Origin of the sequence: Rhodococcus sp. 15-2388-1-1a, from assembly GCF_002259145.1 — a bacterium.
Lineage (GTDB): Bacteria > Actinomycetota > Actinomycetes > Mycobacteriales > Mycobacteriaceae > Rhodococcoides.
The window spans coordinates 276,914-303,487 of the sequence record NZ_NPFP01000008.1 but is presented as its reverse complement, the minus strand read 5'-3'; the positions used below and the strand labels follow the sequence as shown (position 1 = coordinate 303,487).

The window sequence follows — 26,574 nt, the reverse complement described above, 5'->3', positions numbered from 1 at the left end:
CCAGCCAACCTCATCGGCCCGGCGATGGCCAATCGTTTACTCGAACACTAGGCAAGGGCCAGGGTCGACGTCTCGGTGAGCACCTGCTTGCCCGCATCGTCGACGTGGGCGTGGTGCACCCGCAACCGCGCGGAGTCGCCGTGCAGGGTCAGCAGCATGACGCCGTTGGCGAACCACGGACCGGCCTCGGCCTCCCATTCGACACCGGACGGGCCCACGTGCGCCGCTCGCGCGAGCTTGGAGAGAATTCGGGCGGCGGGACGCTTGATGGCCAACTTGTTGACCGCACGAATCGGCAGATCGAGCGGATTGCGGAACGGCGACATGGTGAGCTGATACGTGGCCGGTACCGCGCGCCCGCCGACCCCGAAGTCCGCGTTCGCCACATAGGAGCAGTGGACGTCGCCCGAGAGCCACATGATCGAGGCGGGTGTGTTCTCGCCGCGGGAGAGCTCACGCGTCAACGCCGCCATGTCGTTGAACGAGTTGGTGAAGGCAGCCCAGTGTTCGAGGTCGAGGCCGATCCGCATCTTCTCGGCCACCTTGGCCGGCATCGACCCCCAACTGCCCTGCGCCACAGCCTCGTTCCACTGTTCGAGGTAATGCAGGGCGGGCAGCATGAGGTAGGGCAACGACGACCCGAACAGCAGGTGCCGGGGGCTGGCTTCGAGTGCGCGGTCGCGTACCCACGCCCACTCCTTCTCGTCGACCATTTCTCTGTTGTCCGGATCCAGGTTTCGAGAGCAGCGCGAATCGATCATGATCAGCCGCGTGTCGCCGAAGTCGCGATAGAAGCTCCAGCGTCCGGTTTCGGGCTTGCGGTCGACCCGTATCGCGAAGTCGGACAACAACTTCTCTCGTTCGGCGTCGGTGTCGGCCGACCGAACCGCGGCGTACATCTCGTCCTGCGCCAACTCCTTGGGCGAGAGGTTGCCCAGGTGCTGGTACACCCAGTACGACGAATATGCGCCGACCACGCGATCGTTCCACCACGGCCGTGTCACGATGTCGCGACGCCACGAGGCGGACGAGTTCCAGTCGTCGCGCAGATCGTGGTCGTCGAGGATCATGCACGACGGGATACTCGCCATCAGAGTCCGTACCGGCTCGAGTCCCCACGATTCCCGGTACAACCAGGAGTACTCCTCGAAATCGCAGATCTCGTTCTCGGCGTCGGTCCCGATCGCGCTGGAGGGACCCTCGCCCGAGCGTCGGCGCGCCTGGAGCCGTTCGACGATCTCCGGTGACGGGTCGTCGGCGTAGACCTGGTCACCGAGGAGCAGCAACGCCTGCGGCCACCGACTCGGATCCTGCTCGATCAGCGCGTTCCCCAGCCCGGCCAAGGCGTCGGCCCCGATCTGCTTCAAGGATTCGTCGCTGTAGTTGTCGCCCCGTCGACACGATCCGAAAGCGAGGGTGACAGGTCCCTCGGCGTCGACGGTGTGGATGGCGGCCGTCCGACCCTCCGGCGGCCACACGCGACGGTCCTCGACGAACACCTCGTAGGTCACCGTGGCGTTGGCCGGTAGTCCCTCGAGCGGCACCAGCGCGTAGTGGTGGCCGTGCACTCCCCACGTCCGCTCGGAACCCCGGACGCCGGCGTCGGTGACGACCGAAATCGTCGCCGATTCGGCCATCTCGAACCACAGGGTCGCCGTCTCGGTACCGACGTACCGAACGATCGGGCCGAGTAGGACGGTGCTGTCGGAAGTCATTGGTTCCACATTGCCCGCGTCGGCCCGCTTTCGCCAGTCAGTGGCGCGGATCGGTTCTCACGAGCGGGCAGCGACGACGACCTTGCCCCGTACGTGCCCGGCCTCGACCAACCGATGCGCTTCGCGTAGCTGCTCGGCGTCGATCGGAGACAGAACCGTCGTGGCGGTGGTGCGCACCGAACCCGCATCGACGAGCTCGGCCACCCTGGTCAGCAGCTCGTGCTGGCGAATCAGATCCGGTGTGTCGTGCATCGGACGCGCGAACATGAACTCCCAGTGCCACGAGATCGCCTTCGTCTTCAGCGGGAGAACGTCGAGCGTCTCGGGATCGTCGATCGCGACTATCTGTCCGAACGGCGTCAACAGGTCGGCGTAGATCTCGACCTGCCCGGAGGAATGGGCGGTGAACACGTAGTCGATGCCGTCCGGTGCCACTCGACGTACTTCGTCGCGAAGATCGCGGCGGTGATTCACGACGTCGGCTGCACCGAGAGAACGGACCCACTCCACGGCGTCCTCGTCCGCTGCCGTCGCGATCACGCGTACGCCGGGAACGAGGGTCCGAAGCAGCTGCAGCACAACAGATCCCACACCTCCGGTGGCTCCCACCATCAGTAATGTTCCGGTGGTCTCGGCAGTGATGCGGAGCTTGTCGAACAGTCCTTCCCAGGCGGTGATCACGGTGAGCGGCAACGCCGCGGCCTGTGCGAAATCGAGGGTCGTCGGCTTCTTCGCCACGATGCGTTCGTCCACCGCATGGAACTGCGAGTCGGTCCCGGGTCTGCCGATGTCTCCCGCGTAGTAGACCTCGTCCCCCGGTGCGAACATGGTGACGTCGGCACCGACGGCGCGCACCACACCTGCGGCGTCGAACCCGAGGACCTTCGGGACGCCCTGCGGATCGCTGCCGGCACGGACCTTGACGTCCACCGGGTTCACCGACACCGCTCTCACGTCGACCAGCAGGTCTCGCGGCCCCGCGGTGGGCACGTCGATGACCACATCCGTGAGACTGGCGGGATCGTCGATCGGAAGCGAGCGGGTGTAGGCAACGGCTTTCATCGTCTCGGTCATACCTACAGGATGGCCCGAACCCCCGGTCCACCGTCAAGGCAGAGCGCGACAACGGCAACGGTGACACCGTCCAGACCGAACCTGGGTACCGCCAACTCCGTCGAACGGCCGGCCAGCAGCGCCGCTGCTTCGGCGACGCTGGCACTTCCGACGGCACGGAGCACCCGGACCGACACGGTGGGCGTGACGACGGTCGACAGTTCACTCGCCGAGTAGGTCACGCCCCGAACCCCCATGCTCGACGCCACCGCGGCCACCAGTTCTGCTTTTCGGTCGATCGAGGCGATGGCCTCGACATGCCAGTCCGGTTGCAGCACTATGGAGATCGCGACCACGACGTCGGCGGCATCGACGCCGGCTCGGGCACCTATTCCGACGACCACCCGCATTCTGGGCCGGCTCTACACGCGCGCGTAGTCGATGGCAGCGGAGACGAATCGGGTGATCGACTCGGGATTGCCCGCGGCATGGGTGTGCAGGTACGACGCGTGGACGCCGCCCTGTACGAAGCCCTCGCGCGCCGCGGTTCTGCCGTCGGGGCTCTGCTTGTGCCAGCCCCAGGCAGCCGACGCCGCCTCGCGCACTGCGACGAGCTTCGTGCGGTGGAACTCGTGGCCGGTGACGCGGGTGCCCGCGTCGAACAGTGTCGACGATTCGAGGGCAACCGCGTCGCGATATCCCAGAGTGAGGGTGTTCCCGAATTCCGCGTCCACGTCGACGACTCCGGCCATGGCATGGCCGTCCAATCGCCGTGCCAGATAGAGCAATCCGGCGCATTCGGCGTGGATCGGCAATCCCTGGGCCGCCGCTGCTCGAACGTCCGCGAGCAGTAGTTCGTTCGCCGACAGTGCGGCCGCATGCTCCTCCGGGAATCCACCGGGAAGAACGACTCCTGCTGTGCCGGGCGGCAATCCGTCACGCAGCGGATCGAACACGGCCACGTCGGCCCCGGCTGCGCGGAGCAGTTCGACGTGTTCGGTGTATCCGAAGGTGAATGCGGGGCCACCGGCAACCGCGACGACGGGCGATCCATCGGAGCTGTGTACCTCGTTCTCCGGGGACCACTGCGGCGCTGTCACCGACGATCGAGCCAGGGCGCTCACTGCCTCGATGTCGACGAACCGGGAGACGAGGGCGCTCATCGCGTCGACGGCATCGGTTGCGGCACCACCGTGTTCGACTGCGGTGATCAGCCCCAGATGCCGTGACGGGACGACCAGTTCGCTCATGCGCGGCAACGCGCCGAGTACCGGAACACCCACCCGTTCGCACGCTTGGCGCAACACGTCCTCGTGCCGCTGACTGCCGACGCGATTGAGAATCACTCCGCCGATGCGGACGCTGGCGTCGAACGTCGAGAAGCCGTGCAGCACAGCGGCAAGCGATTGACTGTGTCCGCGGGCATCGACCACCAGGATCACCGGGGCACCGAGCATCGCGGCCACTCGTGCGGTCGATCCCTCGGCGGAGGCCTCCCCCGGTCCGGTCATGTCGATCTTGCCGTCGAACAGTCCCATGACGCCCTCGACGACCGCGATGTCGCATCCTCGACTGCCGTGTCGGAACAGGGGCCCGATGCGGTCGGCACCGACCATCACGGCGTCGAGGTTGCGGCCCGGGAGCCCGGCCGCGAGCGAGTGATATCCGGGGTCGATGTAGTCCGGCCCCACTTTGAACGGTGCGACGGTGCGACCGGCATTGCGCAGCGCACCCATCAGTCCGGTGGCCACCGTCGTCTTTCCGCTGCCCGACGCGGGGGCCGCGATCACCACTGCGGGACAGGACGCGTTCACCATTCGATGCCTCGCTGACCCTTGCGTCCCGCGTCCATCGGATGCTTGACCTTGGCCATCTCGGTGACCAGGTCGGCCGCCTCGATCAGTTCACGGGGTGCGTCGCGTCCGGTGATGACGACGTGCTGATTGCCGGGTCGGTGGGTCAGGACGTCGACCACCTCGGCGACGTCGACCCACCCCCACTTGAGTGGATAGGTGAACTCGTCCAGCACGTAGAACCGGTGCGACTGCTGCTCGATTCGTCGAGCGATCTCCCGCCAGCCCTCTGCCGCAGCCTCGGCATGGTCGACATCGCTGCCCTTCTTGCGAGTCCACGACCAGCCCTCGCCCATCTTGTGCCATTCGACGGCTCCGCCGACCCCGGTGCTCTCGTGCAGTTCGCCGAGGGTGCGAAATGCCGCTTCCTCGCCGACTTTCCACTTGGCACTCTTGACGAACTGGAACACTCCGACGTCGAAACCCTGATTCCAGGCCCGCAACGCCATGCCGAATGCGGCGGTCGATTTCCCCTTGCCCGGGCCGGTGTGCACGGCGAGGACGGGCAGATTGCGGCGCTGACGCGTCGTGAGGCCGTCCTGCGGAACGGTTCCGGGAGCAGGTACACCCTGAGGCATCGCGTACCCCCTACGCCGCTGCGCGAACGACGGCAGCGACCTGCTCCGCCGACAGATCCGCGAGGGCCACGTAACCGCCGCCGAGGCACGCCGCGAAATCTGCGGCGAGTCCGAGGCGGACCATTCCCGATTCGCAGTCGACGACCACGGAGGCGATCTTGTCCGACGCGATGCGTCCCGCGGCGATCCGGGCCCGGCCGACAGGGTCGGTACCTCCGGTGGCCCGTCCGTCGGTCAGCGCGACCACCAGCGCGCGCCGCAGCGGGTCCCGAACACGCTCTCGCAGAACGAGTTCACGTGCCTGCAGAAAGCCCTGCGCCAGTGGGGATCTGCCACCGGTCTTCATCTTTCGCAATCGCGTCACGGCCACGTCAACCGAGGACGTCGGCGGCAATACCGTCTCGGCTTCCGTGCCGCGCACGGTGATCACGGCGACCTTGTCGCGGCGCTGGTACGCATCGCGCAGCAGCGACAGCACCGCACCGGTCACCGCGGACAGTCGATCTCGCGCAGCCATCGAACCCGAGGCGTCGACGACGAACACGATCAAGTTGCCCTCGCGCCCCTCCTTGATCGCACCCCGCAGATCCGCAGGCTCGAGCTTCAACCGGCCGGAGGTACGGCCGCGGACGACCTGCTGCTCGGCCGCGGCGAACAGAGTGCCCACCAGGTGCAGACCCTTACCTGCCTCGACGGTGGGCCGTACCGACCGCCCGTGCGAGGACCGTGACCGCGAGCGTCGACCCGGCGCGCCCTCGCCCACTCCGGGAACCTCGAGCAATCGCGCTCTGAACTGCGCTCCTGGAGTACCTGCCTGCTTCTCGCTGCCGGTCCCCGAGGACGGCGGTGGTTGCGCCGGCTCGTCGTGCGAATCGGAGGACTGTGTGTCGGAGGACGGGGACTGGGAGGCGTCGTCGGGAGCCTCGGGATCGGGCGCTCCCCCGCCGCCGTCGGGGTCGGGCTCCGGGTCGGGTTGTTGCTCGGCCTGCTCGGCCGCGTCCCGCATGGCCTCGTCCAACTGCTTGTCGTCGATGCCCGGCTCGTCGAAGGGATCGCGCCGACGCCGGTGCGGCAGAGCCAGTTCGGCGGCAACCCGCACGTCTTCCTCGGTCACCTCGCTCGCGCCCCGCCACGCGGCGTGCGCGGAGGCGGTACGGGCCAGCACCAGATCGGCGCGCATACCGTCGACGTCGAACGACGCACACAGCGCAGCGATACGCCGAAGTTCCTTGTCGCTCAACACCACGTCGTCGAGAATTTTCCGGGCGGCCAGAATCTGCTCGGCCACGGCGATATCGTCGTCGCGGAACCGGGCGGCGAACGCATGCGGATCACGCTCGTAGTTCATCCGGCGGCGGACGACGTTCATGCGGACGTCCACATCGCGGGACGCCGTCACCTCCACTGCGAGACCGAACCGGTCGAGCAGCTGCGGACGAAGCTCGCCCTCCTCGGGATTCATCGTGCCGACCAAGACGAATTGCGCTGGGTGTGAATGCGATACACCGTCACGCTCGACGTGAACTCGACCCATCGCGGCCGCGTCGAGCAGCACGTCGACCAGATGATCGTGCAGCAGGTTCACTTCGTCGACGTAGAGAACACCACGGTGCGCAGCGGCGAGAAGACCGGGTTGAAACGCACGTTCGCCGTCGCGCAGAACCTTCTCGAGGTCGATGGACCCCACCACTCGATCCTCGGTCGCTCCCACCGGGAGTTCGACGAGCTTCGCCGGGCGCGACCCGTCGTCGTCCTCCACGGCGGGCAGCAGTGTCGCGAGGGCACGCACCACCGTCGATTTCGCGGTGCCCTTTTCCCCTCGCACCAGTACACCGCCGATACCGGGGTGCACGGCACACAGGATCAACGACAACCTCAGCTGATCCTGACCGACGATCGCACTGAACGGATATCCCGGTTCGGGAACACTCCCACTTCGCTGCACAGCCAATTCCCTTCGTGCCCGGAGTTCCGCGCCGGACGTTCGGTCGAGATACGCGAAGCCGAGCGGCGATCTGGCTGACAGGGGAATCTTCTGCTCGAAGAATCCCCTGAACACAGTGGCGGGACCGCGCCTGATTGACACAGGACTTCTCCGCGACCGACTTCGAACCGAACACTACCGCCGAACGAACGAATGCCACACACGGTATGGACCGGGTGTGGCATTCGTCGATCGAGTACTGCGGAAGGTCAGCCCTCGCTCCAGGCAGTGCCGCCGCCACGACGCATCGGCGTGTGCGGAATGCCGTCCTCGAGAACTTCTTCGCCGTCGGGCAGGAAGCCGTGCTTGGCGTACATGTCGACGAGGTAGCTCTGAGCGTTGATCCGACACGGAGCCGAACCGACCTCGGCAAGCGCGGCTCGCAGAATCCGCGTGGTGTGGCCCTGTCCCCTGGCCGAGCGCTGCGTGCAGAGCCTGCCGATACGGAACGCCTTCTCACCGTCGTCGTGCTCCTCGAGCAGGCGAAGTGTGCACACCACTTCGCCGTCCCGTTCGAGCCAGAAGTGCCGTGTCTCGGTCAGCAGGTCACGCCCGTCCAACTCCGGGTACGCACATGCCTGCTCGACCACGAACACCTCGACACGCAGCTTCAACAGGTCGTACAACGTGCTGTTGGACAGGTCTAGTGCCCATGATCGTTTGAGAGCTGCTGCTTGCGTATTCATACCTTTTGCTATCACACACCCGTGGGCTGTGCGAGCTCACGAGCATTTTCGAGTTCCAGAGTCTTGGACGTCCAGCCCCAGACCTCGTCGAACAACGAGCTGTTCTGAGCCAGCTTGACCCCGAGCGACGGGACCATTTCCTTGAGCTTGGGCTGCCATGCGTCGTACTTGTCTCCGAAGCACCGCTGCAGCACGTCCAGCATGGCCGGAACGGCGGTGGATGCGCCGGGAGAGGCACCGAGCAGACCTGCAATCGTGCCGTCCGCAGCATTGACCACGGCGGTACCGAACTCGAGCACGCCGCCGCGACCCTTCTTGCGGATCACCTGGACGCGCTGACCCGCGGTGACGAGCTCCCAGTTCTCGCCGAGCACCGAGGGCGCGAACTCGCGCAGCGTCTCGACACGATCCGCCTGCGACTGAGCCAGCTCACTGACCAGATACTTGACGAGTCCGAGCTCGGTCACGCCGACTCCGAGCATCGACATCAGGTTGCCGGGCTTGACCGAGGAGGGCAGGTCGGTGATCTTGCCCTGCTTGAGGAACTTGGGCGACCAGCCTGCGTACGGGCCGAACAACAGACCCTGCTGGCCGTTGATCACGCGGGTGTCGAGGTGCGGCACCGACATGGGAGGAGCGCCGACAGAGGCCTTGCCGTACACCTTGGCCGAGTGCTGCTCGATCAGTGCGGGATCGGTGCACCGCAACCACTCGCCACTGACCGGGAAGCCGCCGAATCCCTTGATCTCCGCGATCCCGGACTTCTGCAGCAGGTGCAGTGCGCCGCCGCCTGCGCCGACGAACACGAACTTGGCGTTGACGGTCTTCTTGACGCCGGTGCGCTGGTTGGCAACCTTGACGTCCCAGCTGCCGTCGGACTGCTTGGTGATGTTGCGCACATCGTGTCCGAAGTGCACGGTGCCGCCCGCGGACGACAGGTAGTTCAGCAGCTGCTTGGTGAGCGCACCGAAGTCGACGTCGGTGCCCTCCTGACTCCAGTTCAGTGCCACGGGGTCGGAGAAGTCACGGCCCTTGGCCATCAACGGCAGTCGCGCCGAGAACTCGTCCTTGGAGTCGATGTACTCCATGCCTGCGAACAGTGGGTTGCCCACGAGCGCTTCGTACCGCGCCCGCAGGTACTTCACGTTCTCGGCCCCGTGCACGAAGCTCACGTGCGGAATGGGGTTGATGAAGTTCTTGGCGTCGGAGAGCACGCCGGTCTCGATGCCGTGTGCCCAGAACTGACGCGAGACCTGGAACTGCTCGTTGACGTTGAGCGCCTTGGCGATATCGACGCTGCCGTCCTTGTTCTGCGGCGTGTAGTTCAGTTCGCACAGTGCCGAGTGGCCGGTGCCCGCGTTGTTCCACGCGTCGCTGCTCTCGGCCGCGGCCGCATCGAGCCGCTCGTAGACGTCGATCGACCAGTTCGGTTCGAGCTGACGGAGCAGCGCACCGAGGGTGGCGCTCATGATTCCGGCACCGACCAGAACGACGTCGGTCTTGATCCGCTTACCCTGCTCATCTTTGGACACTGGAGAATCGACTTCCTTGTCTGTGGAGGTCTCGGCCGGTGGCGGTATCGACCGGAGAACTCTGCTGTAGAGGGCTACTCACCCGATGCGGTCAGGTTACTAGCTGGGCCTACCCCATCGGACACCACGTCAACCCGGTCTCGATTGTGCTCCTCGGACGCCGTCCGCGGCGCCCACTACAGTTGTGATCTGTGACTACCTGGGTGCCCGATGTCCTCGGCGACGGCTACGAACAGACGACCATTCCACTCGGTGACGATCCGGACGGCGAGGGGCAGGTCGAGGCCACTCTCGTGCGATATCAACCGTCGGGCGCCGCGAACTTCGAGCGCGCGGTGATCTACGTCCACGGTTTCACCGACTACTTCTTCCAGCGACACATCGCCGAGCACTTCGCCGCGAAGGGGTACGCGTTCTACGCGCTGGACCTGCGCAAGTGCGGACGCTCGCGCCGCGAAGGTCAGACCGCGCACTTCGTGACCGATCTGGCGATGTACGACACCGAGCTGAACGAGGCTCTCGCCCTTGTCCGCGCAGAACGCGCAGGTGCCCCGGTGCTGCTCATGGCGCACTCGACCGGCGGTCTCGTGTTGCCGCTGTGGCTCAACCGTCTCAACCGCCGGGAAGGTGGCTCGGCCGGTCTCGGCCTGGCAGGCGTGGTCCTCAACAGCCCCTGGTTCGACCTGCAGGGCCCACCCGCCATTCGCAGCGTCGGCACCGCAGCGATCGACGTCATCGGCCGATTCAGGTCCAAGACACAGGTCCCCGGCGGCGGCCTCGACACCTACGGACTGTCGCTCGCTGCGTCCGAGAACGGCGAATGGGACTACGACCTCGACTGGAAGCCACTCGCCGGCTTCCCCATCACCTTCGGCTGGATCCGCGCCGTGCGCCACGGTCATGCCGAACTCCATCGCGGCCTCGACATCGGTATCCCGGCACTGATTCTGCGCTCGAAAGTGACGCACTTCTCACGCCGGTACAGTTCCGCAGTCGACGCCGCAGACGCCGTACTGGACGTTCGCCAGATCGCCCGGTGGGCCGGCTGCCTGGGCGACCGCACCACGATCGTGCCCATCGAGGGTGCTCGGCACGACGTCTTCCTGTCCACCGAGGCTCCACGCGCGCGGGCGTTCGAGGAAATGGACGAGTGGATCGAGTGGTTGCATCGAAGCGAGAGCACCGACCACGCGTCGGGCAAAGACCATACCGAGAGCGGGCACATTTCATGACCGAGCATTTCGACATCGCGATCATCGGCTCAGGATCGGGCAACTCCATCGCCGATTCGCGCTTCGAGGACAAGAAGATCGCTCTGCTCGAAGAGAATTCCACCTTCGGCGGCACCTGCCTCAACGTCGGCTGCATTCCCACGAAGATGTTCGTCTACGCCGCCGAAGTCGCTCGCACGGTGCGCGATTCCGCAAAATACGGCGTCGACGCCCACGTGGACGGCGTGCGCTGGCCCGACATCGTCGACCGCGTCTTCGGCCGCATCGACCCCATCTCGGAGGGCGGCAAGCGCTACCGCGCCGAAGGCAGCCCCAACGTCACCCTGTTCGAGGGGCATGCCACCTTCGTCGGCCCACGCACCATCGACACCGGCACCGGTTCCGTCATCACCGCCGACCAGGTCGTCATCGCCGCCGGATCGCGGCCGGTGGTGCCGCAGTCCATCGCCGATTCGGGCGTGACGTACCACACCAACAGCGATGTGATGCGTCTGCCCGAGCTCCCCGAGCATCTGGTGATTCTCGGATCCGGTTACATCGCAGCAGAATTCGCGCACGTGTTCTCGGCACTCGGCTCGAAGGTCTCGCTCGTCGCTCGCAAGGACACCTTGCTCCGCGCATTGGACGCCGACATCTCGAAGCGGTTCACCGATCTCGCCCGCGCCAAGTGGGACGTCCATCTCGACTCCGGTGATACCCGCGCAGTGTCCGAGGGCGCGCTGCACGGCGTCGAACTGGCCGACGGCACCAAGGTTCTCGGCGACGCCTTCCTCGTCGCCGTGGGCCGCGAGCCCAACGGTGACCGTCTGGATCTCGGCACCGCAGGCATCGAGCTCGACGACGACGGCCGCATCGTGGTCGACGAATTCGGACGCACCACGGCCGAGGGTGTGTTCGCGCTCGGCGACGTCTCGTCTCCGTACCAGCTCAAGCACGTGGCCAACCAGGAAGCTCGGGTCGTCCAGTACAACCTGCTGCAGGACGCGTGGCACGGCGATACCTCGGCCCTACGAACCAACGACCATCGGTTCGTTCCCGCGGCGGTGTTCACCGATCCCCAGATCGCCGAGGTGGGCATGACCGAAGAGCAAGCCCGCGACGCCGGCCTGGACATCACCGTCAAGGTCCAGAACTACGGAGATGTCGCCTACGGCTGGGCCATGGAGGACAGCGAAGGTCTGTGCAAGATCATCGCCGAGAAGGGCACCGGAAAGATCCTCGGCGCGCACATCATCGGTGCGCAGGCCCCGACCCTGATTCAGCCCCTCATCCAGGCGATGAGCTTCGGGTTGTCGGCCCAGGACATGGCACGTGGCCAGTACTGGATTCACCCCGGCTTGCCCGAGGTGGTCGAGAACGCCCTGCTGGGGCTCGAACTGTAGTTCCGGTTACCAGGGGCTGGTGCGGAGGACGATTTCCGTCGCCAGCGCAGCCGGTTCGTCGGCGACGACATTCGCGCTGCCGTCGAGTTGGACCACGCGGAAGTCCGAGTAGACGAACCGACCGCTCGCGTCGGCGGATGCGCGGCCCAACGAGGACCCGACGATCAGCGTCGTCGGTAACTCGACGGGCGGGCAATCCGCCGCGCGTACGGTGCCCTGCTCGTCCGCGATCGCGGGGTGACAACGGTTCACCGCGATCAGACTGGCGAAGCGTCCGAAAGTCTTGGCAGCCAACGTCCATGCCGACTCCGCACCCGCGCCGCTGCCGACGAGGTGCACCCACGACAGTTTCAGCTCGTCGAGAACCGTCAGGATCGCCTCGTCACCGACGCCGTCGATGCTTTCCAGCGCAACTGTTTTCAGATCAGAATTGTGCAACCGTTCGCTGACCGCGTCGTACACATCCACCGGATCGCCTGCATCGGGAAGCAAGAGAACGGCGTGCCTGCTGTCCGGGCCTGCGACTCGCACCGAACATTGCCCACCCGCAGCACTCACATGCGTGAACTCCATGGGGACGACGGTACTGCCTCTTGCGCCGACCACGCATCGGTTCTATGGTTAGTTACATGAGTAATGAACCAGCGAGGCAAACAACCTCGACGCATCGGCGGCGGTTCTGATGGACGAGGGCAGGCCGATCTTCCTGCAGATCGCCGAGATGGTCGAGAACTCCATCATCGACGGCTCCCTGGCAGAGGAAGAGCAGGTCCCGTCGACCAACGAACTGGCCGCATTCCATCGAATCAACCCGGCCACCGCCGGTAAGGGACTCGCCAAGCTCGTCGCCGACGGAGTCGTCTACAAGAAACGAGGAATCGGAATGTTCGTCACCACAGGCGCTCGGGACGCTCTTCGATTTCGTCGCCGCGACCTCTTCGCTCGTCAGTACATCGACCCGCTCGTCACCGAGGCGCGCAAGCTCGGCATGACAGTCGACGAACTCAAGACCATGCTCGACAACTGGGAGGTGCCGCGATGAGCGTCCACGAATTCGATTCGATCCCCGGCCGCGTCGTCGCGTCGGCCAACCACCTGACCAAGAAGTTCGGTTCGTTCACCGCTGTCGACGACGTGAGCTTCGAGATCGAGCAGAACAAGATCTACGGCTTCCTCGGTCGCAACGGCGCAGGCAAGACCACCGTCATGCAGATGATGACCGCGCAGATGCGCCAGAGCGCGGGCGAGGTCTCGGTATTCGGGCGAGCTCCGTGGGAGAACCCGTTCGCGCTGAGTCACGTGTGCTTCGTCAAGGAGAGCCAGAAGTACCCCGACGACCTGAAGGTCAAGCACGCCGTTTCGCATGCCTCGCATATCCTTCCGCACTGGGACGGTGACTTCGCCGCCGAATTGCTACGCGATTTCGACCTGCCCCTCGGCCGCAAGATCAAGAAGCTCTCCCGCGGAATGACGTCGGCTCTCGGAATCGTCATCGGACTCGCGTCACGGGCGCCACTGACCTTCTTCGACGAGCCGTACCTCGGACTCGACGCAGTCTCGCGACACCTGTTCTACGACAGATTGCTGGCCGACTACTCGGAGAACCCCAGGACGGTGATCCTGTCCACCCACCTGATCGACGAGGTCAGCGATCTGATCGAACACGTGATCCTCATCGACAAGGGCAGGATCGTGCTCAACGACGAGTCGGATACCCTGCGCGAGAGCGCATTCGAGATCACCGGGCCGACCCGGGCTGTTGATTCGTTCGCGGCGGAACACCGGACGTTGCACCGCACCGCACTCGGAGCCAGCGCACGGACGACCATCGACGGCCGGCTCGACGAGCAGCAGAAATCCGACGGTGCCGCAGCGGGCCTCACCATCGAGGCCATTCCGTTGCAGCAGTTGATCATCGAACGCACCACAGCCGGAACCGAGGAGGCAAAGTCATGAAACGAATACTGAATGTCGCACGAATCCACAACACCTCCTGGGCAACCACATTCGCGTGGCCGCTGGGCATTCTCGCCATAGTGTTCGTCGTCACGTACGGCCTGTTCTCCGTTGTTCCGGACACCGAATCGGAATCCAATTTCACCGGCGGAGTCTTCGCGGTGTACGGCTTCGCACTCGCCTTCTACCTCTCTGCCATCACTCAGGTGTTTCCGTACGCGCTGGGCTTGAGCATCACTCGGCGCGAATTCCTCACGGCAACAGCATTGGTGGGCATCGCACAATCCGTCGCGATCGGCACGATCATCTACGCGCTGTCGACCATCGAGTCCGCGACGGGTGGTTTCGGCAAGAAGATCAGAATGTTCGGAATTGCCCGCTCTGCCACCGACAATCCTGTGCTTCAATGGGCGGCACTCGTGACCGGACTGCTGGTGATCGGCGGCATCGGCGCATTCATCGGCGTCGTCTATCGGCGGTACCGCGTCAACGGATTGTTCACCCTCGGACTCGGTACGCTCGTATTCTTCGGCGGCGGATCGATTCTGGTGACCTGGCAGAATTGGTGGCCCAACATCGGCACCTTCTTCACCGACACTCCACGCATCCTTCTGCTGGTTGTCATTCCCTTGGCCATCACCGGCGCACTGTCGGCGGCGAGCTGGTTCGGTCTCCTCAAAGCATCTGCGTGACAACCTTTTTCGCCGCGGGATCGACGCCGTGCTCGATGAGGTCGAGCACGGCGTCGACGTCCACGTTGTGCTCCACCAGATCCGCCAACAAGTCCAACTGTTGCTCCCTCAACGCCGCAACCGACGTGTCGGATGCCACCTCGAATCCCGTACGACCCGATTTCTCCGCCACCCAGGTGAGCAACGATCGCCGGAAATCGTCGGACTCGAGCAATCCGTGCCAGTGGGTACCGAGAACGCTGCCGCGTAGGCTGCCTTCGGAGATACCCGACGCGGAGGTCAACAACGCGTCGTCGCCGTTCCGCGCAACCCGTCCATGGTGAATTTCGTAGCCCGACACCGAATCCGAGCCGAACTGCATCGATCGCCCGGCCACCTGCGCGAGCACTTTGTCGGCCGCGAACTCGACCGAGAGATCGAGCAGACCGAGACCCCGAACTGCACCGGCTCCGGATTCGACGGTGTCGTCGATCGTTCGGCCCAACATCTGATAGCCACCGCAGATCCCCAGAACCGGAAGGCCCGCAGACCCGCGTGCCGCGATCGCATCGGCAAGACCGGTGCGCCGCAACCACTCCAGATCCGACACGGTGGACTTGCTGCCCGGGACGACCACCAGATCCACATCCTCGAGCCGGGACGGCTCGGTGACCCAGTGCACCGACACCCCTGGCTCGCAGGCCAACGCCTCGACATCGGTGGTGTTCGAGATTCTCGGCAACCGCACCGCCGCGACGCGCAGCCACTGCGAGCCGTGCGGTGCACGCGGTCGCCCCACCGGAGCGTCGGGAACGGTTCCGAGGGAATCCTCGGCGTCCATCCACAATCCGTCGGCGAACGGAACGACACCGTACGTCGGACGCCCAGTCAACGCGCGCAACTGCTCGAGACCGGGTGCCAGCAGCGCAGGATCACCGCGGAACTTGTTGATCACGAACCCGGCGACGAGCGCCTGATCCTCCGGAGACAGCACCGCCACGGTGCCGAACAGATGAGCCAGCACTCCCCCACGATCGATATCCCCCACCACGATCACCGGAAGAGACGCCGCCGTCGCCAACCCCATGTTGGCCAAGTCCGTGGCGCGCAGATTGATCTCGGCGGGCGAGCCCGCGCCCTCGCAGATCACCACGTCGAATTCCGCACGCAGAGAGGCCAATTCGTCTGCCACCACGGCGCGCAACGACTGCCGATGCTCGATGTAGTTGCTCGCACTCACCTGCGCCACGGCCCGCCCGCGCACCACCAACTGCGAGGTCCGGTCACTTCCCGGTTTCAGCAACACCGGATTGAAACGCACACTCGGCTCGAGGCCACACGCCGCCGCCTGCATCGCCTGCGCCCGCCCGATCTCACCGCCGTCGAGCGTGACCACCGAATTGTTGGACATGTTCTGCGCCTTGAACGGAGCCACCCGCACGCCCCGCCGCGCCAGCATCCGGCACAGCCCGGCGACCAACACACTCTTGCCCGCATCCGACGTCGTCCCCGCAACCAACAGGGCACCTTTCGGACTCACGGCATCGTATTTCTGTTCACTCCGCAGGCTCCGCTCACGGCAGGGTCAGAATCTCGCTACCCGTCTCGGTGACCACGAGCGTGTGCTCGAATTGCGCGGTCCACTTCTTGTCGTGCGTGACCACCGTCCAGCCGTCGTCCCACATCTCGGCGTTGATCGTGCCCAGGTTGATCATCGGTTCGATCGTGAACGTCATTCCCGGTTCGATGACGGTGTCCACCGACGGCTGGTCGTAGTGCAGAACGACGAGACCGTTGTGGAAGGTGGTACCGATGCCGTGTCCGGTGAAATCCTCCACCACGCCGTACCCGAACCGGTGCGCATACGACTCGATGACGCGGCCGATCACGTTCAGCGCGCGCCCCGGCTTGACGGCCTTGATGGCACGCATGGTGGCCTCGTGCGTGCGCTCGACCAGCAGGCGCGCTTCCTCGGAGACGTTGCCGGCCAGGAAGGTTGCGTTGGTATCACCGTGGACGCCGTCGATGTACGCGGTGACGTCGATGTTGACGATGTCACCGTCTTCGATCACCGTGGAATCCGGGATGCCGTGGCAGATGACCTCGTTGAGGGAGGTGCAGCAGGACTTCGGAAAGCCCTTGTAGCCCAACGTGGACGGGTACGCGCCGTGATCGATCATGTACTCATGGGCAATTCGGTCCAGCTCGTCGGTGGTGACTCCCGGTGCCACTGCCCGGCCCGCTTCCTGCAGCGCCCTGGCCGCGATTTTCGACGCCACCCGCATCTTCTCGATGACCTCGGGGGTCTGAACCCAGGGCTCACTACCTTCTGCGACGGTCGACTTCCACGCGTATTCGGGGCGCTCGATCGACTTGGGTACCGCGAGGACGGGCGATACGACGCCTGGTACGAGGGGCTGACGGGGCTTGCTCTCGGCGGTCACAGACATGGCGTCCACAGTAGTCGGCTCGTATTCGGCTCCGAACCGCAGCGCAGTGCCCGTACCAGTCGAAACAGCGCACGGCGTTGTGGATATGATCCGGATCACGTTCGTCGCTCGTGCAGCCGACACGAGAAAGGAAGCACCGTGGTCCATTCGAATCTGTTGCGGCCCCGTGACGGTGATGCTCTGCGCGCCGAACTGCGCCAGGTGGCAGCGATGTCCGACGTGCCGGTCGTGTTCGGCGGTGAGGTCTCGTCGGAGACCCTGCACCTGAGTGAGTTCCACGGGACCAGAACCCGCGGCCTGGACGGACTCGCCATCCCACCCAGATCCGGCCTCGGCGGACGGGTCATGGAACAGCGCAGGCCCGCGGCAGTGAGCGATTACGGTGCCTCGATGTCTATCACTCATCACTTCGATCGCCCGGTGCTCGGCGAGGGCCTCAAATCGATACTGGCGGTGCCGGTGGTCGTGGCGGGTGTCGCGCGAATAGTGATGTACGCGGCGCTCCGCGAACGCGGCCCCCTCGGAGATCGTGTCGGCGACATCATGACGACCGCCGCCAGGCGCCTCGGTCAGGAGATCTCCGTACGTGACGAGGTCGACCGCAGGGTCCGTCTGCTGGCGACCACCCGTTCGATGCTCGACTCGGATGTCTCGCGTACGGCCGAACTGCGCAGCGTCCACGAGGAACTGTCCGATCTCGCCCGGTCGATCGGGGACGCAACGATCCGGCGCAGACTCGACGCAGTCGCAGCGCGGGTGGCCGCATCGTTCGGTCAGGACATACCCCACGACATACGGGCCCAGGAGGTGTCGCAGTCGTTGACACCACGCGAGATCGACGTGATCTCGCAGGTTGCCTTGGGCTGCACCAACATCGAGGTCGCTGCGCGCCTGTCGATCGGTGCCGAGACGGTCAAGTCGTACCTGCGCAGCGTGATGCGCAAAACCGAGTCGCACACCCGATACGAAGCCGTGGTCGCGTGCCGTCGACTCGGCGTGCTGCCCTCCTGAACCAGGGACACCGCAGCGCGGTCAGTACCCGGGCGGCAGTTGCTCGAACATCTCTCGGGTCACCGCGACGGCGTTGTCCGAGCTGCCGCCCCGCACCACGAGGGTGGCGAACGCAATGTCTCCGCGGTAGCCGACGAACCACGAGTGCGAGCCGCCGTCGACCTCTGCTTCACCGGTCTTGCCGTAGACCTCGCCCTGGTCTGCGATGCGCTCGGCCGTACCGCTGGTGACCACCGAACGCATCATTCCGCGCAGCCCGTCGACCATCGCAGGCTCGATCGGCGGATGGTCTCCGGTGATCACGGTGTCACGTCCGACCAGGAGGTTCGGCACCGGCGTCGAGCCATGAGCCACCGTCGCGGCGGCCAGGGCCATACCGAACGTCGACACGACCACTCTGCCCTGACCGAAGCCGTCCTCGGTGCGCTGGACGAGCTCCTCGGCCGGTGGCACCGAACCGGAGTCGGTCGGCAGTCCCACAACGTCGTAGTCCGGGCCGACGCCGAACTGGGACGCCGCGACGGTCAACGCGTCGGGCGACATCTCGCTGGCCAGCTTGGCGAACGAGGTGTTGCACGATCGGGTGAACGCAGTACTCATCGTCACGTCACCGAGCGCGAACTCGTTGTAGTTGGGCACGCTGCGCTCACCGATCACGATGCGACCCGGACACGGGACTGTGCTGCCCGGAGTCGCAAGTCCGCTGGAGATCGCGGCACCTGCAGTGATGATCTTGAACGTGGACCCCGGCGGATAGAGGCCGGCGGACGCGACCGGTCCGTCCCGATCGGCAGCCGGGTTCTGTGCCACCGCCAGGATGGCACCGGTGGACGGCTGGATGACCACCGTCATCGCCTGCTCGGTGCGCGCGTTCACCGCTCGCTGAGCCGCGACCTGAATGTTGCGATCGAGACTGATCGAGAACGACGGAGAGGGCTCCGGCGGGGTGTCGGTGAGGACATCGATGTCGACGCCGTTGCGGTTCGTGGTCACCACACTCCACCCCGCCTTGCCGTCGACCTCGTCGATGACGGCCTTCTTGACCTGGCCGACGAGGTCCGGTGCGAACGTGGGGTCGGTGGACACCAGATCCGATTCGTCGGACGCGGTGACTCCCGGGATCTCGGTCAGTGCGGCCGAGATCGGCTGGTAGTCACTGTCTCGAAGCAACGCCACCGGGTAGTCGCCGTCGACCGAGGTGGCGGACTCGACGATGGACTGCGCGGTGATGGACGCATCGAACGGCGTCAGCAACGTCGACAGCGCCGTCGCCGAGGCCACCACGTTGTTCGCATTCGCCGCGTCGAACTTGATTCGGTGCACCACGCCCGGCACCAACACGTCGGTCCCGGAGCGCTCGTTGACTCGTGCGCGCGGAGCCGCCGTGGATCGCAGGGACATCGTCTGGGTGTCGCCGAGCTTGGGATGGATGTCCGACGCCGTCCAGCGCACCACCCACTCGCCCTCGCTGCGCCCCATGTTCAGCTGACCGTCGTACGTCCACACGCGATCCTTCGGCAGCCGCCACGTGTAGGTGTAGCCGACTGTGGCGGTGTCACCGTCGACCTGCACCGACGTCGTCTCGGCATCCAGGGTTTCGGCCTGAAGATTGGTCCACGCCTCGGTCAGTGCCGTGGCCGCCGCGTCGGGCTTGTCGGTGTCCGCCGCCGCGGCGGCGATGTCGTTGGACTCGAACGCGGCAAGAAATGCCTGGGCGGCCGGCTCGGGCCCGTCGGGCTTGGGGGTACATCCGGTGAGGGCGGCAGCAATGACGGCTGCGACCACCGATACCGCTCCGACCCGATACCGCACTTCGGTTGCACCACGTGATCTCATTGCGCCCCATCGTAATAGGGCGCTGCCTCCGGCTGCGGCAACGAATCGCGGTTCGCCACAACCCGATCGAGAGACGTTCGAACTAGTCGAGGAGCACCGTCGTGAAGGTCGCCACCTGGGTCAGGCCGATTTTCGCGTAGGCCCGTCGGGCGACGTAGTTGAAACTGTTGACGTACAGGCTCGCGGTGCGGCCCTGGCGGACCACCGAGTTCACCACCGCGGCGGTACCGGACGCGCCGAGACCGTGCCCCCGCCGATCGGGGTGAACCCACACCCCCTGGATCTGTCCCACCGTCGCCGACTGCGACCCGATCTCGGCCTTGAACACCACCCGACCGTCCTCGAATCGAGCCCACGCGCGCTGCGCAGCAATCAGACTCGAGATCCGTCGTCGGTATCCGCGGCCGCCGTCGTTCTGTCTCGGGTCGACACCGACTTCCTCGATGAACATCGCCACTGCCGCAGTCAGATACACGTCCAGCTCCTCGGGGCGAACGAGGCGGACGTGTGGATCGGGCGTGATGGACGACCGAACGGACGTGGCCAGCAGCGGCTGCTCACCGCGGACCTCGCGGGCGGGACCCCAGTCGGTCTCGAGCATCTCCCACAGCGGAAGCGTCAGTTCGGCTCGACCGACCAATGAGGAACACAGCCGTGGTCCGCGGCATGCGCGATCGGCGAAGGATCGCAGATCGTCGCTGGATCCGAGCAGAGGAACGAGGTTGGCTCCGTAGAAACACAACGACTCGTCGGGGCCGCCTCGGCTCCACATCTCACCGTGAAACGATCTCGGATCCAGTCCGGATTCCTGCACCCGAGCGGCGACCATGCAGGTGGCGACCGGGTCGGCGTCGAGCACCCGCAGGACGTGCGCCACGTCCCGATTACCGAGAGGCTTCGCACCGAGGAGCTTGAGCACCTACCGACCTCCTGACCCACCTACCGCATACACACCGACCGAGCGTGTACCGCATCATTCCAGAGAACCTGTTCCGCCGGTGGCAGAGCGGCAAACCGGACACCGAACCGGTCGAACCTGCTCAGCTGACCGTCACGACCGGTGCGCCACCGTCTGCAGTCTCATCCTTGTCGAATTCCTCGGCGATGCGCATTGCTTCCTCGATCAAGGTCTCCACGATCTGAGCCTCGGGCACGGTCTTGATGACCTTGCCCTTGACGAAGATCTGGCCCTTGCCGTTGCCCGACGCCACGCCGAGGTCGGCGTCACGCGCCTCGCCCGGTCCGTTGACGACACATCCCATCACGGCGACGCGAAGCGGAATCTCCATGCCCTCCAGTCCCGCGGTGACCTCGTCGGCCAGGGTGTACACGTCGACCTGCGCCCGTCCACATGACGGGCACGAGACGATCTCGAGCTTGCGGGGGCGGAGATTGAAGGACTGCAGAATCTGGTTGCCGACCTTGATCTCCTCCGCAGGCGGGGCCGACAGGGAGACGCGAATGGTGTCGCCGATCCCCTTGGACAGCAACGCGCCGAAGGCGACTGCGGACTTGATGGTCCCCTGGAACGCGGGCCCGGCTTCGGTGACGCCGAGGTGCAGCGGGTAGTCGCACTGCGCAGCGAGTTGCTCGTACGCGGCGACCATGACGACCGGGTCGTTGTGCTTGACGGAGATCTTGATGTCGCCGAACCCGTGCTCCTCGAACAGACCCGCCTCCCACAGCGCGGACTCCACCAGGGCCTCCGGTGTCGCCTTGCCGTACTTCTTCATCAGGCGAGGGTCGAGCGATCCGGCGTTGACGCCGATGCGGATCGGAATGTTCGCGTCACCGGCAGCTTTGGCGACTTCCTTGACCCGGCCGTCGAATTCCTTGATGTTGCCTGGGTTCACTCGTACCGCGGCGCACCCTGCGTCGATCGCGGCGAAAATGTACTTGGGCTGGAAGTGGATGTCGGCGATCACCGGAATCTGACTCTTCTTGGCGATGATCGACAATGCATCCGCGTCGTCCTGTGTGGGGCATGCCACACGCACGATGTCGCAGCCCGATGCCGTGAGTTCGGCGATCTGCTGCAGCGTGGCGTTGATGTCGTGGGTCTTGGTGGTGCACATGGACTGCACCGAGATGGGGCTGTCGCTGCCCACCCCCACGGACCCGACCTGGAGCTGCCTGGTCTTTCGACGCGGCGCGAGTACTGGCACCGGCGGTGCCGGCATTCCCAATCCGACTGACACGGACACAGTGGCCTTCTTTCCTAGCTACGACTGACGAGTCTACTTAGAACAATTGAATCGGGTTGACGATGTCCGCCGTGAGTGTCAACAAGGAGAACCCGATGAAAACGACGATGACCACGTAGGTGACCGGCATCAGCTTCATGTAGTCCACCGGCGCACCGTCGGGCAGGCCGCGACGGTTGCGGAAGATGTTCCTGATCCGCTCGTAGATGGTCACGGCGATATGGCCGCCGTCCAACGGCAACAACGGCACGATGTTGAACGCTCCGAGGAAGAAGTTCAAGGACGCGAGCAGTCCGACGAACGTCGCCCAGTTGTTCGTCTCTGCGGCCTGACCACCGATGACGCTGGCGCCCACGACGCTCATCGGAGTGTCGAGGCCGCGTTCGCCGCCGAAGATCGACTCCCACAGCGCCTGCACCTTGGTCGGTAGCTGCACGAGAGCTTTGCCGGTCTGCACGAAGATCTCTCCGGTGAAGACGAACGTCTCGGGCACCGCTTCGATCGGGTTGTACGTGATGTTCGGCGGCGGACCTCCGGTGACACCCACCGCCCCGACCGTCGTCGATTCCTTCGCGCCGGTGTCGGGATCGATGACGTATCGCTGAACCTGTGTGACCGGGACCGTGATCGTCTGCGAAGCACCGTCACGGTCGACTGTCAGGTCGACCGAGCCCGACGACGCCTGGATGGCGAGCACGGCGTCGGACCAGACCTCCGTGGGCTTGCCGTCCACCGCGGTGATGATGTCGCCCTGCCGCAGACCTGCCGCCGCGGCCGGACCGTCACCCGTGCACTCCGCGATCTCCCCGTCGACCGTTTGCGTCGTCCCGACACAGACGACACCCTGAACCGTCGTCGTCGGTGTCTCACGGTCGACCGTTCCCCAGCCGAGGACCAGCGCATAGACCAGCACGATGCCGAGTACGAAGTTCATCGCGATGCCGCCGACCATGACGACGATCCGCTTCCACGTCTTCTGGCGGTACATCGCGCGCTCGACCTCGTCGGGTGCGAGTTCGTCGATCGCCGTCATTCCGGCGATATCGCAGAAGCCACCGGCCGGGATCGCCTTGAGGCCGTATTCGGTCTCGCCGCGCCGGAAGGAGAAAATCTTGGGACCGAACCCGATGTAGTACCGGCGAACCTTCATGCCGAGCGCTTTCGCGGTCCACATGTGTCCTGCCTCGTGCAGTGCGATCGACACACCGATGCCGACGGCAAACAGCACCACGCCCAGAGCGAACAGCATGTGAGTCTAAAGGCCCTTCTGTTTCAGTAGCTCACGCGCATGTGCGCGAGCCCAGGAATCCGCCGCGAGGACGTCGTCCACGGTAGTCGGCACCGCCGACCAGTCCCCTCCGCCGTCGCTGACAACGGCCCGCACCGTGTGCACGATCTCGGGGAATTCGATGCGGCCGGCGAGGAACGCCTCGGCAGCGATCTCGTTGGACGCGTTGTACACCGCCGTCATGCACCCGCCCATGATTCCGGCCTCGCGGGCCAGCTGAACGGCGGGGAACACTCGATCGTCGAGTGGTTCGAAGTCCCAGGAGAACGCTGCAGTGAAATCGAGTGCACGCGCGACGTCGGGCACTCGCTCCGGCCACCCGAGCGCCAACCCGATCGGCAGCTTCATGTCCGGCGGGCTGGCCTGCGCAATGGTGGATCCGTCCACGAACGTGACCATCGAATGAACGATGGATTGCCGGTGCACGGTGACGTCGATCTTCTCGTACGGCACCCCGAACAGCAGATGCGCTTCGATGAGCTCGAGGCCCTTGTTGACCAGCGTCGCCGAGTTCAACGTGTTCATCGGACCCATCGACCAGGTGGGATGAGCCGCGGCCTGGGCAGGCGTCACCGACTTCAGTTCCGTTTCGCTCCAGCCTCGGAACGGTCCACCCGATGCGGTGAGGATCAGTCGATCCACCTCGCTTCGGTGGCCACTGCGCAGGCATTGCGCCAGCGCCGAATGCTCCGAGTCCACCGGAACGATCTGTCCCGGCGCGGCGGCAGCGAGTACGAGTTCGCCGCCTGCCACCAGCGATTCCTTGTTGGCCAACGCCAGCCGGGCTCCGGTCTTCAGCGCCGCCAACGTCGGTTCGAGACCGAGCGAGCCCACCAGCGCGTTGAGCACCACGTCGGCCTGCGTCGATTCGACGAGCTCGGTCACCGCACGGGGCCCGCTCAGAACCCCGGGAAGGTCGAGCTCGGCGGCAGCGGCGGGGTCGGCCACGGCGACACGCCGAACGCCGGTCTCGGCGATCTGACGACGAAGAAGGTCGATGTTTCCGCCGCCGGCCGCAAGACCCACGACGACGAAGCGATCCGGGTTTGCTGCGATGACGTCGAGCGCTTGGGTTCCGATCGAGCCGGTGCTCCCCAGCAGCAGCACGCGAATCGGCTCGGGGCGATCCGAGGTGGTCGTTCGCTCACGATGGTCTGACACCGGTCCATTGTTGCCTACCGAGCCTGAGAAACCCCTATGCGCTCCGCCGATGCTGGCAGGGTGGAAGACATGGACGTCTCGAAGTACACCGCAGCATCGTTCAACTACGCCGACGTAGGGGCAACGAGCGGCAGGCTCCCGACCGGTTACCACCACGTCGAGAAGTCGCGCGTCATCGGATCCGGAGTCGACGACTTCGTTGCCGCAGCCGACGCACTGATGCGCTGGGACATGCATCGCGGCACCGGGCTGAAGGTTCATTCCAGCAACGACAACGCCGTCCCCGACGCCGTGGTCGTGCTCACCCTCGGGCCCGTCCGCATCCCGTGCCGGGTCGTCTACGTCATCGACGAGGCCAACCGACAGGGCTTCGCCTACGGCACGCTCGACGGCCATCCCGAGTCCGGCGAGGAACTGTTCTACGTCGACTACTCCCCCGAGGACGGGACGGTCTCCGCGCACATCACCGCGTTCTCGAACCCCGGCCGCTGGTACACCAGGCTCGGTGGTCCGGTGGGCAAGCGGGTCCAGGCCCTGTTCACCGATCGCTATCTGGCCGCGCTGGAGTCAGCGTGCCGGTCGCCGCGCTGAGTCAGGAGGAGGGCGGGTGTACGGCGCGCCAGTGCTCGGCGATGTCGATTCGCTTCGCCACCCACACCTTCTCGTGAGACTGAACGTGATCGAGAAAACGTTCGAGGGCGGCGATGCGAGCCGGCCTGCCGACCAGCCTGCAGTGCAGTCCGACCGAGAGCATCTTGGGGCTGCCGTTCTCCCCCTCGGCGTACAGCACGTCGAACGCGTCCCGCAGATGCGCATAGAACTCGTCCCCGGTCGAGAAGCCGCCCGGCGAGGCGAATCTCATGTCGTTCGTGTCGAGGGTGTACGGCACCACCAGATGATCGACCACCTCGGAGCCGCGAGAGACCTTCTCCCAGTAGGGAAGATCGTCGGCGTAGGAATCCGAGTCGTACACGAATCCACCGTGCTCGACGACGAGCGACCGGGTGTTCGGAGAGTCACGTCCGGTGTACCACCCGAGCGGGGCCGAGCCGGTGAGGCCCTGAAGGATGGCCACGGCCTCGGCCATGTGCTCGCGCTCGACGTTCTCGTCGATCTGCTGGTAGGACAGCCACCGCAGACCGTGGCAGGCGATCTCGTGGCCCAATTCCGCCAGTGCGGCAACCACTTCCGGGTTTCGTTCCATGGCCTTCGCGACAGCGAACACCGTCAGGGGTAGGTCGCGTTTCTCGAACGCCCGCAGCACCCGCCACACGCCGGCCCTCGAGCCGTACTCGTACAGCGACTCCATGCTCATGTGGCGGTTCGGAAAGGCTTGTGCCCCGATCATTTCCGAGAGGAACGTCTCGGATTTGGTGTCACCGTCGAGGACGTTGTTCTCCGCACCCTCCTCGTAGTTGAGGACGAACTGAACAGCGATGTTGGCCTCACCCGGCCACTGGGCATGCGGCGGCGTGCGGCCGTATCCCACCATGTCTCGGGGGTAGCTCAACGGAAACTGGGTCAGCGGATGCGGAAGGCGCTCGGACGTCACCGCCGCAGTCTCTCATCGAAGTCGGCTGTCGCGCCGGGTGAGCACACAACCCTGATGGCTACGACGGGCGGTCGTATGCCAATATTGTCCGAACGCGGCAGGCTCGACGCCCCGTGAAGGACGACTTCGAGAATTCATCACCCGAGAGGACCGACCGGTGGCCAATACCGAACTGGAATCCGCTTCGTACGACCAGGTCGTCGATACCCGCCACGAGGTGCCGGACGTGCCGTCCGCCGAGTGGGGGTGGAGTGGTGAGTCGAATCGCGCGATGCGGGTGGCCGCCATCGTCGTCGCCGTGTTCCTGCTGTTCATGATGATCGGCAACCACACCGGCAAGGTCGAGGATCTGTGGTTGATCGGATTCGCGGCGACGCTGGTCGGCCTCGTCGTGCGAGACGTGATCGTCCGCCGCAAGCCCCGCTAGCAA

The 26,574-nt window shown here is 65.3% G+C and carries 25 protein-coding genes; 8 read left to right on the top strand and 17 right to left on the bottom strand.

The window, feature by feature from the left end; translation table 11 throughout:
* Nucleotides 1-47 precede the first annotated feature (47 nt).
* The 8 genes from CH302_RS05925 to mqo form a co-directional block, all read right to left on the bottom strand.
* Nucleotides 48-1,715 (bottom strand): DUF7800 domain-containing protein, encoded by a 1,668-nt coding sequence (locus CH302_RS05925; RefSeq protein WP_037189599.1) that lies wholly within the window; start codon nt 1,713-1,715, stop codon nt 48-50.
* A 57-nt stretch (nt 1,716-1,772) separates the two neighbouring features.
* Complete coding sequence (locus CH302_RS05920) at nt 1,773-2,789, bottom strand: zinc-binding alcohol dehydrogenase family protein (protein ID WP_037189600.1); 1,017 nt, start codon at nt 2,787-2,789, stop codon at nt 1,773-1,775.
* A 2-nt stretch (nt 2,790-2,791) separates the two neighbouring features.
* Nucleotides 2,792-3,178, bottom strand: a complete 387-nt coding sequence (locus tag CH302_RS05915; RefSeq protein ID WP_052047520.1) for a cobalamin biosynthesis protein — start codon at nt 3,176-3,178, stop codon at nt 2,792-2,794.
* Between the two features lie 12 nt (nt 3,179-3,190).
* On the bottom strand, nt 3,191-4,585 hold the full coding sequence (locus tag CH302_RS05910; protein ID WP_037189602.1) for a cobyrinate a,c-diamide synthase: 1,395 nt from the start codon (nt 4,583-4,585) through the stop codon (nt 3,191-3,193).
* A complete protein-coding gene (gene cobO, locus CH302_RS05905) occupies nt 4,579-5,199 on the bottom strand; it encodes a cob(I)yrinic acid a,c-diamide adenosyltransferase (protein WP_037189604.1) in 621 nt (206 codons plus the stop codon). Before cobO ends, CH302_RS05910 begins: the two co-directional genes overlap by 7 nt.
* A gap of 10 nt (nt 5,200-5,209) precedes the next feature.
* Nucleotides 5,210-7,150 carry a magnesium chelatase subunit D family protein gene (locus CH302_RS05900; RefSeq protein WP_176460648.1) on the bottom strand — a complete coding sequence of 647 codons (1,941 nt, stop codon included), beginning with the start codon at nt 7,148-7,150 and terminating at the stop codon, nt 5,210-5,212.
* Between the two features lie 242 nt (nt 7,151-7,392).
* Nucleotides 7,393-7,869, bottom strand: coding sequence for a GNAT family N-acetyltransferase (locus CH302_RS05895; RefSeq protein ID WP_037189606.1), 477 nt, complete (start codon nt 7,867-7,869; stop codon nt 7,393-7,395).
* Nucleotides 7,870-7,880: 11 nt separating this feature from the next.
* Nucleotides 7,881-9,401, bottom strand: a complete 1,521-nt coding sequence (mqo, locus tag CH302_RS05890; RefSeq protein WP_037189608.1) for a malate dehydrogenase (quinone) — start codon at nt 9,399-9,401, stop codon at nt 7,881-7,883.
* A gap of 191 nt (nt 9,402-9,592) precedes the next feature.
* On the opposite strand from mqo, the gene CH302_RS05885 reads away from it, so the two are divergent.
* A complete protein-coding gene (locus CH302_RS05885) occupies nt 9,593-10,633 on the top strand; it encodes an alpha/beta hydrolase (protein ID WP_037189610.1) in 1,041 nt (346 codons plus the stop codon).
* On the top strand, nt 10,630-12,015 hold the full coding sequence (gene mtr / locus CH302_RS05880) for a mycothione reductase (protein WP_037189611.1): 1,386 nt from the start codon (nt 10,630-10,632) through the stop codon (nt 12,013-12,015). Before CH302_RS05885 ends, mtr begins: the two co-directional genes overlap by 4 nt.
* Nucleotides 12,016-12,021: 6 nt before the next feature.
* Here the strand turns inward: mtr and CH302_RS05875 are convergent, their stop codons facing one another.
* Complete coding sequence (locus CH302_RS05875; protein ID WP_037189612.1) at nt 12,022-12,588, bottom strand: hypothetical protein; 567 nt, start codon at nt 12,586-12,588, stop codon at nt 12,022-12,024.
* A 106-nt stretch (nt 12,589-12,694) separates the two neighbouring features.
* Between CH302_RS05875 and CH302_RS05870 the strand changes: the two genes are divergently transcribed.
* The 3 genes from CH302_RS05870 to CH302_RS05860 are packed head-to-tail and all read left to right on the top strand — an operon-like array spanning nt 12,695 to nt 14,663.
* Nucleotides 12,695-13,057 (top strand): GntR family transcriptional regulator, encoded by a 363-nt coding sequence (locus CH302_RS05870; RefSeq protein WP_037189613.1) that lies wholly within the window; start codon nt 12,695-12,697, stop codon nt 13,055-13,057.
* Nucleotides 13,054-13,971 (top strand): ABC transporter ATP-binding protein, encoded by a 918-nt coding sequence (locus CH302_RS05865; RefSeq protein ID WP_037189614.1) that lies wholly within the window; start codon nt 13,054-13,056, stop codon nt 13,969-13,971. The genes CH302_RS05870 and CH302_RS05865 overlap by 4 nt, the downstream gene beginning before the upstream one ends.
* Nucleotides 13,968-14,663 carry a hypothetical protein gene (locus tag CH302_RS05860; RefSeq protein WP_037189615.1) on the top strand — a complete coding sequence of 232 codons (696 nt, stop codon included), beginning with the start codon at nt 13,968-13,970 and terminating at the stop codon, nt 14,661-14,663. The genes CH302_RS05865 and CH302_RS05860 overlap by 4 nt, the downstream gene beginning before the upstream one ends.
* Here CH302_RS05860 and CH302_RS05855 read toward each other — a convergent pair.
* The gene (locus CH302_RS05855; protein WP_037189616.1) at nt 14,647-16,182 is read right to left on the bottom strand and encodes a cobyric acid synthase; all 1,536 of its coding nucleotides are present in this window, start codon (nt 16,180-16,182) and stop codon (nt 14,647-14,649) included. The two genes, CH302_RS05860 and CH302_RS05855, sit on opposite strands and share 17 nt — an antisense overlap.
* A gap of 34 nt (nt 16,183-16,216) precedes the next feature.
* Nucleotides 16,217-17,092 carry a type I methionyl aminopeptidase gene (map, locus tag CH302_RS05850; RefSeq protein ID WP_052047578.1) on the bottom strand — a complete coding sequence of 292 codons (876 nt, stop codon included), beginning with the start codon at nt 17,090-17,092 and terminating at the stop codon, nt 16,217-16,219.
* 138 nt (nt 17,093-17,230) lie between these two features.
* Here map and CH302_RS05845 point away from each other — a divergent pair, with 138 nt between their 5' ends.
* A complete protein-coding gene (locus CH302_RS05845) occupies nt 17,231-18,103 on the top strand; it encodes a helix-turn-helix transcriptional regulator (RefSeq protein ID WP_037189617.1) in 873 nt (290 codons plus the stop codon).
* 21 nt (nt 18,104-18,124) lie between these two features.
* Here the strand turns inward: CH302_RS05845 and CH302_RS05840 are convergent, their stop codons facing one another.
* From CH302_RS05840 to dxr, 5 genes are all read right to left on the bottom strand, one after another.
* On the bottom strand, nt 18,125-19,939 hold the full coding sequence (locus CH302_RS05840) for a penicillin-binding transpeptidase domain-containing protein (RefSeq protein ID WP_037189621.1): 1,815 nt from the start codon (nt 19,937-19,939) through the stop codon (nt 18,125-18,127).
* Nucleotides 19,940-20,021: 82 nt separating this feature from the next.
* On the bottom strand, nt 20,022-20,858 hold the full coding sequence (locus CH302_RS05835; RefSeq protein WP_037189622.1) for a GNAT family N-acetyltransferase: 837 nt from the start codon (nt 20,856-20,858) through the stop codon (nt 20,022-20,024).
* 121 nt (nt 20,859-20,979) lie between these two features.
* On the bottom strand, nt 20,980-22,143 hold the full coding sequence (gene ispG / locus CH302_RS05830; protein ID WP_037189624.1) for a flavodoxin-dependent (E)-4-hydroxy-3-methylbut-2-enyl-diphosphate synthase: 1,164 nt from the start codon (nt 22,141-22,143) through the stop codon (nt 20,980-20,982).
* Nucleotides 22,144-22,180: 37 nt separating this feature from the next.
* Nucleotides 22,181-23,392, bottom strand: a complete 1,212-nt coding sequence (locus tag CH302_RS05825; RefSeq protein WP_037189626.1) for a M50 family metallopeptidase — start codon at nt 23,390-23,392, stop codon at nt 22,181-22,183.
* Between the two features lie 6 nt (nt 23,393-23,398).
* Nucleotides 23,399-24,592, bottom strand: a complete 1,194-nt coding sequence (gene dxr, locus CH302_RS05820; protein WP_176460647.1) for a 1-deoxy-D-xylulose-5-phosphate reductoisomerase — start codon at nt 24,590-24,592, stop codon at nt 23,399-23,401.
* 69 nt (nt 24,593-24,661) lie between these two features.
* On the opposite strand from dxr, the gene CH302_RS05815 reads away from it, so the two are divergent.
* Complete coding sequence (locus tag CH302_RS05815) at nt 24,662-25,183, top strand: DUF1990 family protein (protein ID WP_037189627.1); 522 nt, start codon at nt 24,662-24,664, stop codon at nt 25,181-25,183.
* A 1-nt stretch (nt 25,184) separates the two neighbouring features.
* Here the strand turns inward: CH302_RS05815 and puuE are convergent, their stop codons facing one another.
* The gene (gene puuE / locus CH302_RS05810; protein WP_037190161.1) at nt 25,185-26,084 is read right to left on the bottom strand and encodes an allantoinase PuuE; all 900 of its coding nucleotides are present in this window, start codon (nt 26,082-26,084) and stop codon (nt 25,185-25,187) included.
* A 217-nt stretch (nt 26,085-26,301) separates the two neighbouring features.
* Here puuE and CH302_RS05805 point away from each other — a divergent pair, with 217 nt between their 5' ends.
* On the top strand, nt 26,302-26,571 hold the full coding sequence (locus CH302_RS05805) for a DUF2631 domain-containing protein (protein ID WP_037189628.1): 270 nt from the start codon (nt 26,302-26,304) through the stop codon (nt 26,569-26,571).
* The last annotated feature ends 3 nt before the right edge of the window (nt 26,572-26,574 follow it).

Coding starts and splice junctions, on each gene's coding strand:
- CH302_RS05925 (WP_037189599.1), bottom strand. CDS start 1,715: ATGACTTCCGACAGCACCGTCCTACTCGGCCCGATCGTTCGGTACGTC.
- CH302_RS05920 (WP_037189600.1), bottom strand. CDS start 2,789: ATGACCGAGACGATGAAAGCCGTTGCCTACACCCGCTCGCTTCCGATC.
- CH302_RS05915 (WP_052047520.1), bottom strand. CDS start 3,178: ATGCGGGTGGTCGTCGGAATAGGTGCCCGAGCCGGCGTCGATGCCGCC.
- CH302_RS05910 (WP_037189602.1), bottom strand. CDS start 4,585: ATGGTGAACGCGTCCTGTCCCGCAGTGGTGATCGCGGCCCCCGCGTCG.
- cobO (WP_037189604.1), bottom strand. CDS start 5,199: ATGCCTCAGGGTGTACCTGCTCCCGGAACCGTTCCGCAGGACGGCCTC.
- CH302_RS05895 (WP_037189606.1), bottom strand. CDS start 7,869: ATGAATACGCAAGCAGCAGCTCTCAAACGATCATGGGCACTAGACCTG.
- mtr (WP_037189611.1), top strand. CDS start 10,630: ATGACCGAGCATTTCGACATCGCGATCATCGGCTCAGGATCGGGCAAC.
- CH302_RS05875 (WP_037189612.1), bottom strand. CDS start 12,588: ATGGAGTTCACGCATGTGAGTGCTGCGGGTGGGCAATGTTCGGTGCGA.
- CH302_RS05865 (WP_037189614.1), top strand. CDS start 13,054: ATGAGCGTCCACGAATTCGATTCGATCCCCGGCCGCGTCGTCGCGTCG.
- CH302_RS05860 (WP_037189615.1), top strand. CDS start 13,968: ATGAAACGAATACTGAATGTCGCACGAATCCACAACACCTCCTGGGCA.
- map (WP_052047578.1), bottom strand. CDS start 17,092: ATGTCTGTGACCGCCGAGAGCAAGCCCCGTCAGCCCCTCGTACCAGGC.
- CH302_RS05840 (WP_037189621.1), bottom strand. CDS start 19,939: ATGAGATCACGTGGTGCAACCGAAGTGCGGTATCGGGTCGGAGCGGTA.
- CH302_RS05825 (WP_037189626.1), bottom strand. CDS start 23,392: ATGCTGTTCGCTCTGGGCGTGGTGCTGTTTGCCGTCGGCATCGGTGTG.
- CH302_RS05815 (WP_037189627.1), top strand. CDS start 24,662: ATGGACGTCTCGAAGTACACCGCAGCATCGTTCAACTACGCCGACGTA.
- puuE (WP_037190161.1), bottom strand. CDS start 26,084: ATGGTGGGATACGGCCGCACGCCGCCGCATGCCCAGTGGCCGGGTGAG.